The organism is Cryobacterium sp. CG_9.6 (genome assembly GCF_029893365.1).
GTDB lineage: Bacteria > Actinomycetota > Actinomycetes > Actinomycetales > Microbacteriaceae > Cryobacterium.
This window is the reverse complement of the sequence record NZ_JARXUZ010000001.1, coordinates 1125912-1146014: the sequence shown is the minus strand read 5'-3', so window position 1 is coordinate 1146014 and position 20103 is coordinate 1125912. Positions and strand designations below refer to the sequence as shown.

The window sequence follows — 20103 nt, the reverse complement described above, 5'->3', positions numbered from 1 at the left end:
AACCGCGGCAGCTGTTCGGCTGGCGATTCGGGCTTTCGGTGCGGTGCGGGTTAGGAGATGTCGCTACCCAGGTCGAAGAGAGCGGCAGGGAGCGCGTAGCCGCGCGACCGATTCAGACCCAGCTCACGTGGGGATCGCCCACCGGGCTCGGACCCTGCCATGACGAGGGACGCAAACCCTGCGTTCAGCTGCCCGGCGGGGAGACCACCAAGACCGATTCGCTTCTTGATCTCGGCGACAGCGTTGCTCTTGAGGACAACCCACCGTCCGTCTTTAGTGAGCGTGCCGATCGTGAAACGGGTGGGCTCGACCAGGTGCTCTCCGAAGTTATTCGTGTGCCCACGGACCCATCCGAGGGTCATCGCTTGATCACGAAGCGGCGTGGTGCCGTTGTGGAGTTCGATGTGCCCCGAGCTGGCGGCGACCATGTCGCGCGCTGCGCGAATAATCGACACGGCGGGGTTTGATTCGCGAACCAGCTCCGCATTCGCACCGGACAGCGTCTCGACGATTTCTGTCACGGAGTCTTCACCGGGCAAAATGTCATCGAAGCCGTTCTCGACGGCAAATTCCTTGAATATTGCCCATCCGATCGCGAGAACCGATGCGGTCTGTGCGCTGCGTCCGGATGACGGTGTCAGCTCTAAGCGGGCCTTCGCATTTTCTTCCCTGAACACCTTCAGGCTGCCCGCACGCGCGACGCGGGCCGCGAGCCACTGGATGTAAGCACCGTAGATAAAGCGTGCCGAGGCGGCCTGCTGTAGCCGGAACACGTCGAGCGGGCTCGTGCCCAGGGGCATCAGTTTGATATCACCAACGGCGATTTCAACAGAGATAGCCCGGGACAAGATTCCCTCCTCCTCAGGCAACGCTTCGCCCGTCATAATGGACGATGTCTCACCGACCCGGACCTGGAGCAGCCCGCCGTCAACAGTGGATTTCATGCCGGAGTCGGTGCCACCGTACGCTGCCTGCAGCACCGTCGTCACGACTCCGCGCATTTGCGCTGCCTTGCCCATGTCGTCCTTCGGCACCCGGTAGTCGTCCCAGAAGCTGACCCCGTGCCGCGCCCACCGAGCGCTGATCGCAGCTCCCTTCACCGTGGCGGATCCGATATCGCCGCCGGTCCATGAGGAGCCGAACGCATCACCTGTTAGAAAGGCCTGCCCGGCCGCGGTCAGGTTTGATTTTCCCGATCCGGGAAGCGCCGCAAGAAACACGGTGCAGCGGGAGCCAAGCGCAAGTGGCGCCGCAAACATCAGGCCGAGGATGGCGAATGCGGCCGGGTTGTCGGGCGTGATTGCGAGAAACGCTGGCACTGCTTCCGCAGCTTGGCGAATAGCTGAGGCGTCCTGCGGGATCTCAGGCCATCCGATTGACCGCTGCATTGGGGTGAGTGCTCCATCCTCCGACCGAGGCGGGGCACCGACGGTAAATTCCGGTGCCGGTCCACTCGCCGAGACCGATCCGGCGGGGCTCAGATAGACCCACTCGCCGGTTTCGGGCGCTTTCAACCACCCGAGCGTGCCGTACTGCCCAATCGTCTCCGTCCCCTGGTCATCGGCGCCGAGCGTGCGCAAGCTGTTGCCCACGTGCCCCTTGGCAGTAGCTGAAATCGGCAGACTCACGCCCATATTCAACGCGTCGACGACTATTTTTGGATCGTGCGCCTGAGCAAGAGTGAAGCCGGGCATGGTTTTAGTCCGCCCGGTCGACGTCGCCATCGTTACGGAAACCTTCGGCTCGGTCACCACAACCTCGACGCCGTCAGGATCCACCGATAGCTGCAAAATCTCGAAACTCTTGAACGCGACCCACGAAGTCAACTGCTCCTCCGGCCAGGTGACTTTGCCGGAAGCATCCTGAACACGGGTGATTTTGTACACGCCGTGCCTTTTCGGCATACCCTCCTTCGAAGGCGTCCAAACATAGGCGACCATCCCACCATCGAGCGGGAACCGGCCGGGGGTCTTGGTCTCAAGTGCCGAAGCAATGGTCTGGGCCACGACAGCAACCTCGTGTCTCGTAGCCGGCAACACTGTCGTAGCTTTCAGGGCGGGTGTAGTTGCGAGCAGCGCGGCGAGTGCGCTGTCGTTGCCAGCATCCGTATCCGGGTAGATCACGCGCGGCATTTCCGCGACCACAACGACATCAGCCGGCGGCAGATACTCCAGCAGGCCATCGCCGCCCGGCGGCTGCTGATCGAAGTAAAAATATCCGTCGGGCGCATCCTGCTCGATACCGAAAGCGTCAGCCATCGAGCCGAGCATCGCGGCGCGGATCGTTTCGAAGAAGTTGGCGGGCCAGGTTCCGGCCTGCTCATGGCGGCCAGCAAGGCGGGCGGCAGCTCGGAAGCCGTCATCACCGGAGCCCAGGCATGCCGCGAGGAGATGGAACGACGTCCAGCTGTGTTCGTTGCTATCTAAACCGAACACATCCTGGACACAGGTGTCGAAGATAGTGACTTTTGTCGGCTCGCCTGTATCTCGGTAGGCACGGGCGGTGTCATAAGGTGACAATTCGCCGTCGGGACCAGGAAGGGAGAAACCGTCTTGGGCCCGCTCCTCACCTCCGAGCACCTCAATCAGAAACTGGTCGGCCGGCACGGCTATAGCGAAACGGTCACCGACACGCTCACCAGACTGAGGGCTTGACCTTGATGCAGCACGGATGCGCGGCTCCGAAGCGGCGCGGGCGCGACGAGACACCTCTACCGGCACGTCGGGGTAGGCGGCGGTTAGGTCCTTCACTGTGTAGGTCGGCCCGTCGGTCGACAACAATTTGGCCGGGGCTCCTTGATTGCTGTTCCACGTTCCTGCAGGGCGGAGAATGCGGGCCGGGTCAGCCAGAACAGCCTTATCGATACTCAAGCCGTCAGCTTCGGCAAGTTGCGTCCAGAACGCCTTGTGACGAGCCAGAAGCCCGACCGTGTTTTGCGAGTCCGGGTCAGCAAACTCATCCAGCACGTAGTACAGGTGGAAGCCGCCACCGGAATGAAGAATCACTGTCGGCCGCGGTGCTGCAGCGATCCATCGCTTAGCGTCCTCCTCCAGTGGATTGCGGTCGCCGACAGCGTGGACGCCGGAGCGGAAATCAATGTCAACGATGACTGCCGGAAGACCGACAACATCCGAACGCTTGCCACGGCCCACCCTGCCCCGAAGCGAAGCATCAAGCCCACCGACGCTCATCCAGGTGTTGTGGCCTCGGCCAGCGTCGCGATCGATCATCGCCCACGCTGCCTCAGCATCATTGACGGGCACGTATCCGACCGTTTTGAACAGTCCGCGGGTCGTCTTGTCCGGCCCGCCGGGCTGGGAGTTGATGCTCATGAGCGTGCCCTCAGCCCATGTGTGGCGGCCCCAGACCGCCGCGTGCTGCTCCAACCACTGCGCTTTGTTGAGAATAATTTCGTTCATTGTGACCCCCAAGGACCAATACATTGCCCGTCTTACCGGGGCGCCTACCGGCTACGAGGGCTAGGTGGTGCTGCGGAGACCGAAAACTGACGTGGAACACGAGAAACATTTAGAAGCCGGCCGGCGTCCGGGGCGGGACACGCACCTGGTCACTCAAAATCGGCTGAATCACTGGGATGCCGGAGGTTGGGACAGCGGGACAGCTGTGGAGAAATACATAGTGCCTTCTCTGAGATCCCCTAGCCCTCTAGCTCCTATAAGGGGTAGGTAATATCTCTTGTCCCAAGTGATAAGTAAGTAAATACAGCGTTACAGGCCAGTGATTCAGGGAAATTGACGCTGTCCCAAGTCCTGTCCCAGTGCCGTCCCAGCTATCCCAAGGCCTTGGCTTAACCGGTCCACCCTCTTTGCGGTGGAGAGTTTGTGGCCACGTCAACTTTCGGTCGAACAAGCACCACCTAGTCATCGAGCCGATCTCGGCTTCTCAACTTGGAGGCCCATCGTGACCCTGGAAACATCGACGAATCGCATAATTCCACCTGCGCCATACGGGGTAATAATCTCTGCAGATGAGCATGCCCGGCTGATCATCCGAATGGGTCACGGCTTGCGTTCCACCGCCACAGACGACGAGCACAGGTCGGCCGTTAACGCCCGCGCCGCCCTACTCGCGGCCTACGCTCCCTGGATCCGAAAGCGCGCAATTGCGACGTCACCATCACGCCAGGCTTCCGAAGACCGCGCCGCCGAGGCCTACGTCCGCAGCCTCGAAGCCATGGGCAGCTACGATTTGACCTCGGGCGTGCCGCTCGGCGCCTTCTTGATCGCAAAGCGCGCGACTGCCGGCGAACGCGTGGCACTCGCCGGCATGCCTCTCGATCAGCTCACGCAAAAGCAGCGTCGGACGGCAGCACACACCTGCCATACAATTTCTCGCCCAGCCTCGCTGAGCACGCCGATCGGCGAAGGTGACGGGCGCACCCTTGACGATCTGGTGCCAAGCCACGCCGAAGGGCCCGAGGAACTGGCTGAGCGATCTGAGCTCAGGGCGGCGATAGCCGAAGCGTTGGCCGACCTGACGACAAGACAGAGAACCTTAGTAATTGACCGTTTTGGACTGGACGGTGGCACACCAAAGGGACTGAAGGAAATCGCTGGTTCTAGAGGAACGACGATTCCGAATATGTCAAAAGCAGTAGGCCATGTTCTGACAAAGATCCGCAACGGGAACCCGCTCCTACGCGCACACTTGACCGGCAATAACGTAACCGTCGGTGTGGCAATAATCGGCATGGCCAAACCGTCATGAATGCGGGTCGGCCTGGCGCCCCACTGACCACCGCGCGGCGACCCGAGCACGATGCTCACGACGGATCGCCTAGCATGCCCGTGCAGCCAGGGATGGCATCACCACGCAACGAGTTGGGGCTCTGACGAGGGACCTGTTTGACAGCGATCACCGCTATGTGGCTTCCACTATGCACGTTTGCCACGTGGTGAATCAGGGTATGTCCACCCGGTATTCGCTGCGTCCCGAAACGAGATCGGTCCACCCCGATGCGGTGATGCGGAGGTCTACCTCGTCGGCGCGGCACACCCTCGTCCGACGCTATCGGTTTGGCGCATCGGGTCGAGGCTAGAGCGCTGGCTTTAGAGCGAATAGTGGTATGCACGTTCGCCCGGCCGTGCTTGCACTGAAACAGAGAGGGAGTACGGGCACCGTTTCCGTTTCTATTCCGGCCGTTTCTCGTGCCGCACTCGCCCCGATCGTGTGACCATGCGCGGCACGAGATTTTTCAATGAACATTTCGTTCGGAAGGCAACTTTCCCAGGCTTCAACGCATCGTTATGGCACGCTGCATCAACACGCTCCATGAGCCCACCGCAGTTGATGTTCTGAGGAGGACTAATGTACGAACATATTGCGAGTGCCCCGGGAACAGTCGGCAAACTCCAGCGATACCTGGACACTCTAGACCCCAAGTCGCGAGCCAACCTCGAAGGCCACATCGGCAACCCCAACATCTCGGTCCTGGCCATTGTTCGCCAAATCTCAGCGGAGGAAGACGCGACCGGCTTCACTATCGGCGGGACCGCAATCTACCACCGTCGCGTCGCGCTCTTGGCAGAAACGCAGTCAGGAAAACCAGATCGCTTGACATCATCAGCAGCACGAAAAAACGTTGCCCCAGCCCGAGAGCACGTAGGAAATGCGTCGACGCTGACCATCGCATCCGCCCAACGCCGAGACCTAGCACACCGCACTTGGACTACGTCTAGGCCTTAATTGTCAAGGGCCAGTGATAACGGCCCACTGCGCCGGTGCACCACCGGGAACCCACTGCTTGCGTCGGATCCCGGTGATCGCAGGTACCTCTATTTTTTGTAGGAGCGTATGCGCTCGGTCCACCTCTGAAACCGCTTGAGTTCAGCTTCAAGCTCGTCTGACTCGGCTGGAATATAGTTCGTTTCAGGCGCCTGATCGTGGCGTGGTGCCCATTCGGATGCTCTGGCGTATCCAGCCTGGAAATCACTATCATCCTTGTCAGTGATGGCTGCGAGCATACGGAACATTCGGGGCTTGACCTCGTTCGTGCCACGGTTGACGATCTCCCCTACCACTTCGAGATTCACAGCCCGTTCCCAAGCCTGGGACAGCATGCCGCCCCATTCCTGCGCCCGCTTCTGATATTGGTCCGAGTCAAGTTGCGGCCTATCCTTTTGAAGACGTGCCAGCCCGGTCTCCAGTTCACCGATGCGAGCCCTCGTATCCCTGACGCTCCAGGGGTGCTTGTCGGTCGCCTTGCCTGGCCGATCACCCTCGCGAACAATGGCGCGTTCGGCCACTTCGACCCCTTGGTCGCGAGCTTCCTTGTTCAGCGCGTTGACAAACGTCGCTTCATGCGTGAAAACTATGACCTGGCGGGATTGCGCGAGCTCAACGAGACGCTTGGCAACTCGTGAACGACGACCTGCATCGAGCGATGAGACCGGGTCATCGAGCACAATTGCTGACTTCGAACCGTCAAACTCCACCTCAGTAAGGAAACCCGCGAGGCCGAGCGCAGTCTGCTCGCCTTCGCTGAGCACGCTATCAATACGTGCTTTGACGGTCGCGCCAAGTAACTTTGGTTTGTGTTCAAGCGTGACGTTCTTCCTTCCTCCTGTTGGATCGAGCGTGACACGGCGAAGGCGCAATCGCTCGGTCTCGCGCGTGAACTGATCCCTTACGATGCTCGTGACATGCACAGTCGTGAGGTCGGTGGCTTTGCGCGTAATTCCGGTGGTGTCGGTCAGGCGCTTTGCGGCTTCAATCTTGGCGCGAGACTTGAGGCGGTCGACCTCGGTCACTAATGCGACTCTGGCATCGGCCAGCGCCGTCCTCGCCTGGAGTTCGCGCACGTCGGCGCTGAGCGCATCCAAGGTGGCACGGAAAGTTGAATCGTCAATGGCTGCGCTCTGGTCCCCGAACGTCTTGATCATTGATTGAATAGCGGTGGTGAAACCGTCAACCACTCCGACGGGAAAGATGTCGACAGTGCCATCAATCCAGTTGACTGTGGACTTGCCGACTGTGTATGCCTCGGTGAACCACTTCTCGACCGATGCAACGTCTTGGCCGGCAGCCTGTAGTTGGCTAAGCGCCGTCGTGAGTGGAGCCGGTTGCGTCGTGAGTTGTACGAGCGACTCCCGAGTTATCGAGATCGTCCGTTCGGCAGCCGAGGCATCGCGCTCGGTCGTATCTTTCATGAACGCCTGAAACCGCGCTAGCCGATCGCTTGCCTCGCCCCTGAGGGGTTGTTGGCAGAGCACGCAGACCGCGTCCTCGCCTACCAAAGGGAAGGTGTGATCGTGGTACGCCTCCGACAAGGAGTACGCACGGGCAGCTTCCCAGAGGAATCTCCACGTTTCGGAACCAACGCCGGGCAGGGGCTCCGCGTCGAAGCCCGTCGCGGACGCGATCGTAGCTGCCTCTCGAAGTTCGGCGGCCTTGGCGTGGTCCGTCTGCACGCCGGCAAGGGCCTCGTCGCTCAGCGCGGCCTCCTGGCGGACGACATGGTCTCTTACTGTCGTCCAGTGGGCTGCGAGACTCGACAGCCGGGCCTTCTCTTTGCTCGGGTCAGTGCCCTTAAGGCGAGCCTCCTCTGTCAGATTCTTCGCAAGCTTCGTGCCGTGGTCGTCCGCCAGCTTTGTGGCCTCGTCGATCTCGGGCAATGCCGTATCGGCGCTGAGACTCGACAGAAATGTCGCCGCCACCGTTCCTTCGGCGAGCAGCGGCATCTCGGACCGCTGCTGCTGGTTCGCGGAGAGGCGAGAATTCAGTTCTTGCTGGAGCGCATCACAAGCGCTGGAGACCCTATCCAGAACGGTTAGCGCGGACGGTCTGTAGTGGATCTCCGATGCCGAGGTGACGTATGCGTCGCCACATTCCTCATCATAGAAGCGCACCGACGAGAGCGACAGGCTGCTGACGTCGCCGAGCTTCCAGGTGTGCTGAGCATCAGCGACCGTGAATTCGAATGTGGCTTGCTGATCCTGGCGCTGCTGCGCGAACACGTCGCCTAGCAAGGCGGCCTTTACGCGGGCTGTAACGGCCTGCCGAATCAGCCGGGCGTACCCCGATTTACCACTGGCGTTGTCACCGTAGACGATCGTGAGGCCAGACTTAGCAAAAGTCAGTCGCTGATCGGGCAGAAGCGCATTGACGCCGAGGATATCGAGCACTGCTCCTATACGGACCGGCTCACCCGTGGCAGACGACCCTGGAATATCGGCGGCGGTGATCCCCACGGCCACCGGGTAGGTTTCGGCGACCAGGCGATCTGCAATGGCTGCAACGTCCTCAACACTTAGCGACTCGTTCCGGCAGAACCGGGCGGCGACATCCTTCTGCCAATCAGGGCGATCTGCCAACCACGACACAATGTCATCTTCGAGGGTCATGTCACTCACTCTCCCTCGCGGATGTAAGTCACGCCAAACGCCTTGACCTGGCGATACTCCTGGAGCTTGGTGGCGAGATCGAAGGCATCGCCGGTGACGAACTGGAAGATGTCGAGCCCGCGGCCGAGCAAAATCTTCCAGCCCGTGTCGGTGACAATCGAGCGGTCGTGGATCGTGTCGTCAAATGCGACGTCGAGATTGATGCCCGCGACTGCTGCGCCCTGCTTGACCTTCAGAAGAAGCTCAAGCTGTTTGCGAGCCTTGTCCACGTCCTCGATGCTCTCCGAGGTGATGAGTATTATGCGAACCTCGTCCGCGGCGTCCTTGGTGGTGGCAATTCCCTCGATGAGTTCCATTAGGTTACGGGCCTGGTGGAACTGCCGGATGTACGGGTCGGTGATGGTAATCTGCGTGGCGCCTCGCAGGTAAGGGACGAGTACTGAATCGTACGAGACTCCTCGCTGGTTCTCCTGGAACTCCCGATGCCCTTCGAACAGCCGTGTCTCGTCGGCCCGCTCTGGCAACGGTACATAAGCCTCTGATTTTGGCAGCACACCGCCTGACTTAGCCGGTTCTGCAGCGTCCGCTGGTTCAGCGCTGTGGCGGCGCTCCCGGTGGTAATACGCCGGGTATTCGCCCTCCTCCAGTGTCGACACCGGATGCCACACCCCGGCCCTGTCCGAGTAGCCGAACTTGACGTCGGCCATTGTCGAGTCAATGCGTAGGATCTGATCCTTCACTCGCTTGCGTCCTTCGATCGCAAACCGCAGGATCTCCTCGATCTCCTCGCGGGTCGCCTCACCGTGCGGATACATGATCTTCATTAGGCCGGAGAATGTCTTGTGGATGCCGTCTCTGTCTCGGGTCGAGATATCCGACGAAAGAGTGAACTGCTGCTGATAGCGGTCAGAGTAATCCGCTGAGCGCATGGACTTGAGAACCTCGGCGATGTAGTCGACGACGAAACCATACCCGTCTGAGAACATTTCTCCGCGAATGGTGTCGATCTCCCAGCCGGAGATGTAGTGGTGCAATCGATCGAGGAAGGCCGAGTCGTGGTAACTCTCTGGCAGCTCATCGAATAGGTCAGAGTTCTTGAGCATGTAGGGCACGGTGTGTGAGGTGTTACCGACGAAGACCATCGACGCGTCCGCGCCGAGAGTCTCAACGCCGCGGGAAAATGACTTATTCGCCATGTAGTTCTTCATAATGTCGACGAGTGCTCTGTCCACGCGCTTCTTCTTGCCAGCAAACTCATCGAACGCGACGACATCCCAGTAACCGACGAGGCCAATGCGCCCGTTGGCGTTGTTCACGAACAGTTTCGGGACGGTGACCTCGCCGCCGGAGATGAGCATGCCGTGAGGTGAGAATTCCGAGAAGATGTGTGATTTTCCGGTGCCCTTGGGGCCTAGCTCGACGAGGTTGTAGTTGCGCTCCACGAACGGGATGAGCCGTACAAGCTGAATGAGCTTGGCTCTGCGGCCAAACAACTCAGGGTTAAACCCGATGGACTGCACGAGCAGGTCGATCCACTCGTCGGTGGTGAACTCGCGCCGGGCTGTGAGGTAGGCCTCGAAGTCGAAGTTCGACATCTGAATGGGCTTGATCGATCCGAGAATCCACGGCACAACGCGTGAGTCTTCGCTGTGGAAGTACTCGATGTCGCAGATGCACCACACCCCGCCGACGAGCAGCTTCGGGTGTGCTTTGATCGTCGCGGGCTCGACGAGCACGCCCTTGATTCCGAGGTTGGCGAACTCTGCCTGGTAGACGTCGTCTTTCTCGTTGAGGGTGACCGTGACCTTGTCGATGATCTTGTGTCTGCCGCTCTCGCGAATCGTTGACTTGATCAACTCAGACTGATTTCGGTGCACGTAGTGGTCGGTGAGGATCTTCCGCACCGTGCCGATACCCGCCTGAATGGTGGCCTCATTATCGGACGCCGCATACTGCCCGAGTAGGTATTCCAGCACATATGTTGGCACGATCGCGTTGCCCTTGACCGCCTTAACCAGATCTTTGCGCACCACGACCCCTGGGAAATACCGATTGATCTTGCGATCCAGCTCGCTCTGCGGCGGCACGTCGCTCGATCGCACTTCGGTGTCTGGGCCTGCGTGATCTAGCTGTGCAGTTTCATCGGGTGTCATGGTGCACCGTTCTTAGAAGTCGAAGTCCGAGGCGAACGACCGCTTCAGCGTGTACATCGCCTTGGCATACACGCGCCACTGGTTGGTATTCAGGATGCGCTCCACGAGCCGGAACTCGACGGCGCGGTTGTTGAACTCGGTCGAGTCCTGGCTCAACAGCATGTGCGCGCTTTGGTAGCGGTCACGCTTGTCGGTCGACTCCTGGTCGAACGTGAGCTCCTGCTCGTTCGAGATCAACGTTTCACCGACGAAGAGACCTGCGCGCACCGTCCGAGGCCGCACCTTCTCACTCACCGGCTCAGACTGGAACAACTTCACGACGACCTGGCCGGTGGTGATCTTGTCGGACTCCGGCAGCACCTCGACGTTGACCAGTCGGGTGTCGCTCTTCCGCTTCTTGTTGATCGTCAGCACAGGCACTACGATCTCCTGCAAAGCAGCGCCGCCGTGCACGAATCGCGAACCAGCACCAGGTAGGCGCAGCCGGTGGATCGACTTTGGGATCTGCACCTGAAGATCACTGTCCAAGCCGACCTGCTCTGGTTCGAAGGTGCGGAATGCGGGGTCGTCCTTCAGTGCCCGACCGAGCACATATCGACGGTTGGTGACTGTGACCTCATCGCCCTGTGGGAGCGTGGAGAGGTAGAACGCATCGGCGAGTGCGGTGTCCTGGAACAGGAACCCGTGGTCGGCCGTGATGAGGATGTTGGTCGCGTTGGCGTTCGTGAGACGCTTGACGAGATCGACCAGTTCGCGAAGGGTGTCGTCGGCGGCCTCGAAGGCCTGGCGCTCGGTTCGGGCCTTGTCGCCGGTCGCGTCGATGCGATCGTGGTACACGTACAGCACCTGGTGCTGCGCATAGAGCTCACGCAGCTCTTCCCGGGAGAGCGACAGCACGTCTTCTGCCTGGATAGCCTTGCCGTCAACAGCACAGAGCACCTTGTTGCGGTTTGCCGTGCCGTCGGAGCGCTGCCCGTCGACCAGTACCGGATCGCCTTTCTTCGAATGTCCGATCGTCTTATGCGGAAGGAGGGCGGCCATACCGAGCTGGGTATAGCTGGGCAGCACCCCGAGTACGGCGTCTAGTGTCGCGTCGAACCGATCTTCCTGTCGGATGCGCGTGCCGAGTTCTTCGGCGACTTCGTAGCGCAAAGCATCCGAGATGATGACGACGACCTTCTTACGGCCATCGCGGATCAGCGGCGCGACATGCTCCGCATAGAACGCGGTCTGGGGCCGCAGCACCGACGAACGCCACCGATCCACCGCATCGACCTGCTGCTGCCATGCGTTGCCCAGCTCGTAGACAAACTTGTTCGAGTAGAACTTCTCCACCTCGGCACGCAGAGCTTCCAACGGCCCGGAGTGCTCCGCCGTACGGGCGGCGAAAACGAACTGCCGGTAGAGCTGGTCGATGCGGAACCACTCACGCCGGTAGCGATCGAGCCCCTCATCAAACGACGACACCGTAAGCTTCAACGTCGCCAATTCGTTCAGCAGCTCGGACGCACTGCCGATGGCCGCGTACAGCTTGCGGTAACCGTCGATCCAAATGCTGCTCTGGCGACTTCGAATGACGTCGCTGACGTCGCGCGCCGTGACCGTGCGCTCGGCGACGGCATGGGCGAGATCGCTGATGATCTTGCGTTCGACCTCCTCGAAAAGATCGTTGCCCGCGAGGTCACGGAACGTGGCGTCCTCGACACTGCTCGCGTAGTCGAGATCCGACGCCGCGCGCCTGGCGAGTGCCGTGAGTGCGTCCGTGCTGCGACGGTCGTTGCGCATACTCGCGAAGTCAAGCTGGATATTGCGCAGCCCACCCGGGCGATCCGACTTGAATCCGTCGATCGCCCGCCGGAACACCCACAGCACGAAGTCGTCGACACTCGGGCTCGGCGATGCGTAGCCGTAGATCGCATCTGCACCTTTCCAGTGGAACTCGTCGAGCCCGTAGTCGACAAGCGCACGGTACTTCGCGTCACCGCCGGCCGCGTTCTCGATCAGCAGCGTGCGCGTGAGTTCAAGCAGGCTGTGCTCGCGCTGTCCGAGCAGCACGGCCAACATCTTCGCCCGCAGCTTGTCAGCATCGTCGTCTGGGTCGAGCAGCGCCTTGAGGCTCTGCACGCGCTTCGCAGCCCGGAAGAACTTCTCGTGGGTACGCACAACCTCATCGATGCCGTCCGCGGTCAGGCCAAGTTCCTGCTGTAGCAATGACGTGCGGTCGGCGGTGAACACTCCGTAGGCCAGTTCGAGGTCGAGCAGCCAGTTAGAGACCCCCGTCGGGACAGATCCAGAGCGGTAGACGAGAAACTTGGACTTCGGTGCGACATGCAGCAGCCGGTTCTTCACCGCGTACTCGTTGTTCTCAACGCGAACCGGCTCGACGCCATCCAGACCGAGGGCGTCGAGCTCGCTCGCGTAATCGCCCTCTGGATCGTGCCAGAAGACGATGCGCTGCGCCGAGAACCGGCGCGCAAGATGCTCCCGGATGGTCGACGCCTCAGCCATGATCGACTTCGCCCCTCCGCTGGTGTTGAGGCCATGACCACGATTCGACCTCGGCCCGCTTCTTCTCAATTTCGGGGATCGGCGCGAGAGCGCCCCCAAAGCGCAGGTAGTTCACTAGGACGCCATCGTCGAGGTCGATGGCAAGCTGCTGAGTGGCGAGTGGGTAGAGCACGTCGTGCTCGTACTCGTCGAGTTCGAGCAGCACCTTGCGCATGCGATCGACCTCCTTTTGGGCCGCGGCCTTCTCGCGGGGCGCTCCTGTACCTAGTGCGAGGCGCTCCTGATGCTGCCGGCTGGCCTCCAGCTTCGCCTTAAACTCACGCAGATACTCGTTCAGCACCGTCGAGACCGTCGATGGCGTGTAGCGGTGCATGTAGATGAGCGCATTAAACGAGCCCATCGGGCTTGAGAACAGCCAATAGATCGGGCGCTTCTTATACCGCTGGACGTGGTCCTTGTAGAACGACTTCACGAAGTAGTCACGCAGATCCTTCACACCGAGCGACTCGGTAACGAAGCGCAGGTTTTCCTCGAAGTGCTGCTCACCGAACGCGATCCGCAGGAACTGCCGGAACCGCGCCACGATGTCGTCCTCGAACCAGTCGCCGTCCACGATCGGGATGACGTTGTCCTTGTCGGGAAGAAACGACGGGATCGCCACCTTCGCCACATAGTTCCGCAGCGTGTCGCCCTGGTTGGCGAGGATCAGCCCCGGCTCATCGAGGCTGAACCGGCCCAGCATGCAACCGACAGCATACGAGATGAGATCCGATACTCTCGCGGCCGTAGCCAACTCCGAGTACTGGGACTCAGTGCGTCCTGCACCGAAACGGTTGACCGCGTTGCCTCGAAGCGCAATACGGTCGCTCGCGACGTCAGGGGGAACGTCACCGTCGATCCCGTAATCCGTAATAAGCAGTGCGTTGTTCTCTTCTTCGAGCGTTTGGACGACGCTGGTTGTGGCGCGAGACGATTCCTCAGCGATTCGGAAGGCACTGCGTAGCTCTGTCGGCAGCACACCGCCGAGCAGCGAGGGGCGTTCGAATCCCCACGCGGTCTCATCGCTGTCCCAATCAGCCTTCGCGATCGCGACCAATTGGCGAGCGATCTCACGCCTACGCTCTTTGGGGCCGGGAAGCAGCGGGAGGGACGAGATCTGGCCTGACTCGTAATTGAGGGTTGGCGACAGTGCAGCAAGGAAGTGCTGAGCCACGACCGAGTTGCAAAAGCTAAGCGCGTCGAGGAGTTCCACTTCGGGTTCGCGGAACATAGCAGTACCCGCAACATCGAACAGGAATCCGGGTGGATAGTACCGAAAAGATGGGGCACCGCTGCTCACCTTCCCCCAGGAGACCATCGGTCGAAAGTAGTACTTGCGTCCCCGCGTGAAGGCCCGGCCGTTCCCAATGACGTCGCGGCCGTCGTCTTCCCAATTGATCAAATACTCTGCGTTGCCGTACCACTTTCGATAGCCGCCGCCCTTGTTGTAAGGGAACCACCGGACACCACTAACGAGGGCCTCCGCTGCATCCGCCGCATCGAGCATTGTGCGATCGGCCGACACTTCGTACCAGAGGCGAAGGAAGCGCGCGTTCTCGCCGGTCGTCATTCCGTTCATTGCGGAATAGCGATCGCCCAGGAGTACACCTGCCGCAAATGACTCCTGGAGCTTGCCGGGCAACCGGAAGGCCAGTACCGTTCCTGGCAGCGCTTGAAAAATGGATGCGTCGACGTCGTAGCGCCAAGGCACCCCCTGGTCGCGCTGGGCCGCGAGGAGCTTCTGTTTCTTCAACTCTTGGCTCAGGTCGCTCAGGTGGATGAACACAGTGCGTGCCGATGCACGTGCTCCTACGGTGACGACGAATGCGGTGTTCGCGCCGAAGATGTCCGAGTGGTTCGAGACATCGTGGATGTGGACCAATGCCTCGAGTCGTGCCCGAGTTAACAGCCGCACACGGAGACCCTCAAAGCTCTTGATCGACAACCAGGTGTCACCCGTGATCATCCCAACGACGGCACCGCTCGAGGCCAGTGAAATACCAGCGGCGACGAAACAGCCGTACAAGTCCTGACGTTCATCGGGGTAGTTCTGCTTGACCCACGCAGTCAGTTGCTCGCCCATGTTCCCGATGCCCATGTACGGCGGATTGGCGATGACCACGCCATACTGCCGCAATAGGTAGGCGGCTTGTGCAAGCACCTTAGCCGCCTTCGTGACTGTTGGCCCAGTCAGCAGGTCGTCGGAGTCAGCTGTCTCAATCGCGGCGCGCACCTGTCCTTCGAGCGCCCCGTTCGGCCGGATGAGTGACCCAAAAGTATCGGCGTGCTCGAAAGTGAGCCAAAACTCGTCCGCGCCAGCCCGAGAGATGTTTGCACCTCCGGTGAGGGACCAGAGGAAGTCAAGTTCTGCCTGGTCAAAGCGGATCGCCTCCAGCGAGCAGATGTTCGGCTGGGTGCCCTTTGCGAGGAATGTTCGCTGCTTCGCCCGCGCCTTCATCGCGAGCGCGAACGCCGCCAGAGCGCCCGAACGGGGGTCGATCTCGGCCCCATAAAGGTTGTGCCGCAGAATTAGCTCGGGAATGTCGGCGGGCGCGTAGCCCTCTTCCTCATAAATCGCGTAGAGGAGGTCAAATGCATAGGTGAGCATGTGGCCTGACCCTGCTGCAGGGTCGATAATTTTCAGTTCCTCAGGAGTGGCGATCTTGACGAAATCGCTCTCTTCATCAACCGGCTTGATGTAATACACCATCTGCTCAGCGATTCGGGAGCTCGGTCGGTTGAGCAGCCAGAGCCTTCCGACGGTATTCTCAACGAGATAGCGGACGATCCAGTGCGGGGTGAAGAGCTGGGTCGCAGCCGGAATCTCGGCGGCGCCCGCCTTCTTGTTCTTCTTGAACCCAGCGATTACCTCGTCCTTCCGCTCCGAGATGTAGAACTGGTAGAGCCAGCCAATGACCTCGACATCCTGGCAGACGTCCTCGGTAAGAACGGTAACTGCGCGGGCGAGCACGGAGTCGTCGGCGAGGAGGTTGGCGGGGATGAGCAACTCGGTATAGTCGCCTTCGCGCTCGAACATGAACGGCATCGAGCGGTTCCAGTGGCGGCAGTACTCGGCCAGCAGTAGAGCGTATGCCTCGCCTTGCGGGTCGTCGCTGCGCCGCGTGCCGTCGAGCAGCGCCGTGATCGTTTCGATGGTGCGCTTGTTTGTGACGACGGCGGGGTCGATGTTGGCACGCTTCGCGTCGGCCAATACCTCGGTTTGCCCGGTGGTCTGCCCACGTGCGGGCGAGACGATACCGATGCCGGTGTAGCCATTGGCGTCCATGAACCGCAGCGCGATGATGCGGTTGAACCAGGTGTAGGCGACCTTGTCAACGACGGCGGCCCGACCCGTTTCGTCGCCGCCCGCAGCCGCAATGTCGCGTTCGAGTGCGGCGACCGCGCTGGCACTTTCGACTCGATCCTTGGATGCCGGAGCGAGCACCGCGACGATGCGCGCGTTGACTTCACGGATCAGGGCCGTGCGCGCCCAAGTGGCGAAGGATTTGAGGGGTGCGGTTTCCATCACTGTGTCTTTTCCATTACAGGGCGATCCGCTTTCCGTTGTTGAGGGCGTCGATTAGCGACGCTCGAAGTGCTGCGACGTACCGGTCGACGTCCTCGGACGTTTCCAGCACGCCGTGCACGCCGGTGGCCGTGATCGTCTTGACCGAGACGGTCCGCTTAATCGGCAAAGGTGGCGGATCGTCAGTCCCACCGGTAACGCGAGGGGCAGCGGCAAGCTGGTCGAGCAGCGAGGGGTAGACGTCCTCCTCGAAGCCATTCCCCAGTTCGCGGGCGAGCGCGATCTGCCGCTCGCCGCTGATGCGGGCGATCAGCTGGTCGACCGTCCTGATGACGCGCAGTTGCGCGTCGTCAGTTGCGTCGCGGTAGATCGTGCTGCCGCGTAGCGAAGTCCTTCGTGCCTCGATCTCGGCAATAGCCGCTGCACGGTTCGCCGCGAGGACCGCGTCGATGCGAGCTCGGAGGGCGTCGGCTACCTGCTTGAGTTGAGCCATGCGGTTGCCGCGAAACGCCTGAGGGTCACCGAGCAAAGCCGTGACCTCCTCGCCGCTGTCTGCGGGGAGATACCCGAGGTTGCTGACGTTCGACCGCAACAGTTCGGCCGCGTCGTCAAAAATCACTCGCTGCCCACCGCCGAGGAACGCCTGGATGGGATCAATCACGCTCTCCTTGGCGTCGCGGAGCTCATCGCCGAGTGCGAACTCAGACAGGTACCATTCGTCGGGCTTACCGACCACCTGCTCAAGAATCGAGATCGACCCAGCAAGCTGGGACACGAACGGGTACCTGGATCCGGTCACCCGCGCCTTCAGTTCGTCGAGCTTGCCGCGCAACTTATCGCTACCGTGGCGGGCGAGTTCGAGCGAGTCTCTGGGCGCTGTGGCCTCGTCGAAGAAATCGGTGCAAAAGGAGCGGAACGCAGCGACCTTACGCTCGTCGAACGTCTTCTGCGGCCCAACGACGGTGTGCGAGTGCTTCTGCGTGTTGCGAAGCACGCCGGCTGCCTCGCTGCGCTTGAGGGCGTTCGCATCAACGGTGAGAGTGATCTTCGAGGCCCCGACGAGCCAAGCGATCACGACCTCGATCGAGGCGAGATCCCAACCATACGGTTTGGTCTGGAAGGTGTCGACGATCGACTTCACGGTGACCTGCTCGCCGAGTCGGTCGCGTCGAAGTACGTGCGAGAGAACCTCCTCACCGGGCGCGGCGAGCTTCGACAAGGACGGATCATCGATCAGCCCCGACTGGTCGGGGTTGGCGAACCCGCCGACCTGCTGTTCCGTGTAGCACGTGCCGCCGAGCAGACTGAGCTGAGTGTAGGTGCGGGCGATAAGGTTCTGGAACCCATCGGTGACCCGCGCGATCGCGTCCTGCGAGCCCGAGGCAACGTCGGCTGCGTTGATCACAAGGTCGGCCTTGCCTACCGCGCGACGGATGCGCTCGATGAGCTCCTTCTCGCGCTCTACGTTCAGCGCGGCTTTCGAGCGCAGGATCTGGTCTTCGACCGCCGAGAGGGAAGTAGTCTGCTTGCGCTTGGTGTACTTCTCGGTCTTGATGAGCAACCGAAGATCCGAGAGCACCCGTTCATCGGGCTCAAGGATCACGCGGAGCTCATCCTTCCCGGTGCTGTGTGCCCGGATCGTCTGGGCGTCGTACGGATACTCAGGGGTGATGAAGTGCACCGACAGCTCGCGCTGCTGCCCGTATACCTGGTCGTCGAGCTTGTAGCCGAAGGCGAAATCTTGCCCATTCTTTGCGTATCGCAGCTTGCTTGTGCGCACGACATCCTGAGCGAGAATCTTGAACAGGCGACCGGGGACCTCTGAGGCGTCGATCTCGACGTTCTTGATTTCCTCCTCGATCATTTGCTCCTCGTTGGTCAGGTACTCGTAGATGTTGCCACTGCGCTGCACGTACGTCTGGGTCTCCAGCAGCGTCAGAGCATCCTGCACCTGCTTCGCCAGAGCGGGCAGATCCAGGCCGAACCGGTCGTAGACCAGCACGGTGAGGTTGCGCGCGGTGGCCTGGAAGCTCTCGACGTACTTGATCAAGAACAACGCCTTGAGTAGGCGCACGGCCAGCTCGTTGTCGAGGTTGCGCTCGGCAACATCGATCGAACGTTGCGCGGCTGACTTTAGCGAGGCGCGGATACCCGCGAACATGTGGTCGAAGGTGGCGAGCGTACCGACCTCGACGTCGCCGATGTCTTTAGCAACCTGCTGCACGACGCCGAGCATCGACCGCTCACCGACTGAGCTGTTGCGACCCTCGAAAACATTGTGATCGGAGATGCCCTCGATCGCCGCCTGGAACAGCGGGAACTGGTAGCTCACGAACGGGTATGTCCCGACGAAGTGGCTTTCATCCGTGTAGTTGCGGTACGTCTTCGCGCCGTCGACAAAATCGAACAGGGTCTTGAAGTTGGCTGACTCCGCCGCGTAAATCGCGCTGAGCGCAATAGCGCCCTGCGTGTTCTTCTCCAGCAGGCGCTTGCGAATTACTTCTTCGACATCGGCGCTCGTCAACTTCACCCGGGTCTTGAATCGGGCCTGGATCTTCGAGAAGTCGTTGCCTTGCTGCTTGGTGCGGTCGCCGACGACCTTGTCCATGTCCTCTTGCGACGTTACGAACACCCACGCCCGACCCTGGCACTTTGTGTTCAGAGATTCCGCAATCGTCTGCAAGTTCAGCATCAGGTGCGTGTTCGACCCGATGAATTGCCCTACCTCGTCGACGTAGAAGTTCAGCCGGTAACCGGGTTCCTGCTTGTCGATCCACGCCTTCACCTCAGCGGCGAAGTCCTCGATCGAGACCGCATAGGTTGCCTGATAGGTCGCAAGGATGTCCGGAGCGCTCGAAATATCCACGCCAGTGACCTGCGCATAGGCCTCATTGACCTGCTTGCGAACCGTCGGGAGCCCGAAGCTTGCTCGACGTTTGATCCAGTCTCGGCCCGAGATGGAATGGAAGGCTTCCTTGAACGCCTCCAGCTGTCCTTCCTCGTCCATCTGGCACTCAAATCGGGCAATGTGCCCTTGGTCGCCGTAGTAACCACGAGACTCATCGAAAACCTTCACGAACACCTTCAGAAGGGCATCCGACTGGTCCTTGCTGATTAGGTTCGCTTTTTGGTCGATGTTGAACAGGAGGCTCTTCGCCGGGATCCGGGCGGCCTTCCCGAGCAGGGCGGGTAAGAACGCTCCATGTGCCTTCACACCGAAGCTCTCAGAAACGCGCTCGCGCGCGAAGTCTTGTCCCTCTACATCACCGAGTAGGTGGGCGAGCATCTTGAGTAGGTGCGACTTGCCCGAGCCAAAGAAACCCGAGATCCACACGCCGTTAGCGTTGGAGTAGTTCGTGTAGGCCTCGAGCAGAAGTTCCAGGCCCTTGGCTGCCTCATTCGTCAAGACGTACTCGTCGACCTCTGTGCTGAGGTGAGCGGTGTCATCAGCCTTAATAACACCCTCAATCGGGCGCTGCACGTCCTTGGCGAAGATCGCGTTGTGATTCATCGA

At 60.7% G+C, this 20103-nt stretch carries 7 protein-coding genes; 1 reads left to right on the top strand and 6 read right to left on the bottom strand.

Annotated elements, in window-relative coordinates:
- Positions 1–50: 50 nt before the first annotated feature.
- A complete protein-coding gene (locus H4V99_RS05175) occupies positions 51–3152 on the bottom strand; it encodes a hypothetical protein (protein WP_280676133.1) in 3102 nt (1033 codons plus the stop codon).
- A gap of 769 nt (positions 3153–3921) precedes the next feature.
- Here H4V99_RS05175 and H4V99_RS05170 point away from each other — a divergent pair.
- Complete coding sequence (locus H4V99_RS05170; protein ID WP_280676131.1) at positions 3922–4728, top strand: hypothetical protein; 807 nt, start codon at positions 3922–3924, stop codon at positions 4726–4728.
- 1067 nt (positions 4729–5795) lie between these two features.
- On the opposite strand, the gene H4V99_RS05165 is transcribed toward H4V99_RS05170, so the two are convergent.
- From H4V99_RS05165 to brxC, 5 genes are read right to left on the bottom strand one after another with little or no spacing between them, the layout of a single operon-like run.
- Entirely contained in the window at positions 5796–8363 is a 2568-nt protein-coding gene (locus H4V99_RS05165; RefSeq protein ID WP_280676129.1) for an AAA family ATPase, read from the bottom strand.
- A 5-nt stretch (positions 8364–8368) separates the two neighbouring features.
- Positions 8369–10516, bottom strand: a complete 2148-nt coding sequence (brxL, locus tag H4V99_RS05160) for a BREX system Lon protease-like protein BrxL (RefSeq protein WP_280676127.1) — start codon at positions 10514–10516, stop codon at positions 8369–8371.
- A gap of 12 nt (positions 10517–10528) precedes the next feature.
- Positions 10529–13024: a BREX-1 system phosphatase PglZ type A gene (gene pglZ / locus H4V99_RS05155; RefSeq protein ID WP_280676126.1), complete on the bottom strand. Its 2496-nt coding sequence runs from the start codon at positions 13022–13024 to the stop codon at positions 10529–10531.
- Entirely contained in the window at positions 13017–16589 is a 3573-nt protein-coding gene (gene pglX, locus H4V99_RS05150; protein ID WP_280676125.1) for a BREX-1 system adenine-specific DNA-methyltransferase PglX, read from the bottom strand. The genes pglZ and pglX overlap by 8 nt, the downstream gene beginning before the upstream one ends.
- Positions 16590–16605: 16 nt before the next feature.
- Positions 16606–20100: a BREX system P-loop protein BrxC gene (gene brxC, locus H4V99_RS05145; RefSeq protein WP_280676123.1), complete on the bottom strand. Its 3495-nt coding sequence runs from the start codon at positions 20098–20100 to the stop codon at positions 16606–16608.
- Between the last annotated feature and the right edge of the window lie 3 nt (positions 20101–20103).

Coding starts and splice junctions, on each gene's coding strand:
- pglX (WP_280676125.1), bottom strand. CDS start 16,589: ATGGAAACCGCACCCCTCAAATCCTTCGCCACTTGGGCGCGCACGGCC.
- brxL (WP_280676127.1), bottom strand. CDS start 10,516: ATGACACCCGATGAAACTGCACAGCTAGATCACGCAGGCCCAGACACC.
- brxC (WP_280676123.1), bottom strand. CDS start 20,100: ATGAATCACAACGCGATCTTCGCCAAGGACGTGCAGCGCCCGATTGAG.
- pglZ (WP_280676126.1), bottom strand. CDS start 13,024: ATGGCTGAGGCGTCGACCATCCGGGAGCATCTTGCGCGCCGGTTCTCG.
- H4V99_RS05165 (WP_280676129.1), bottom strand. CDS start 8,363: ATGACCCTCGAAGATGACATTGTGTCGTGGTTGGCAGATCGCCCTGAT.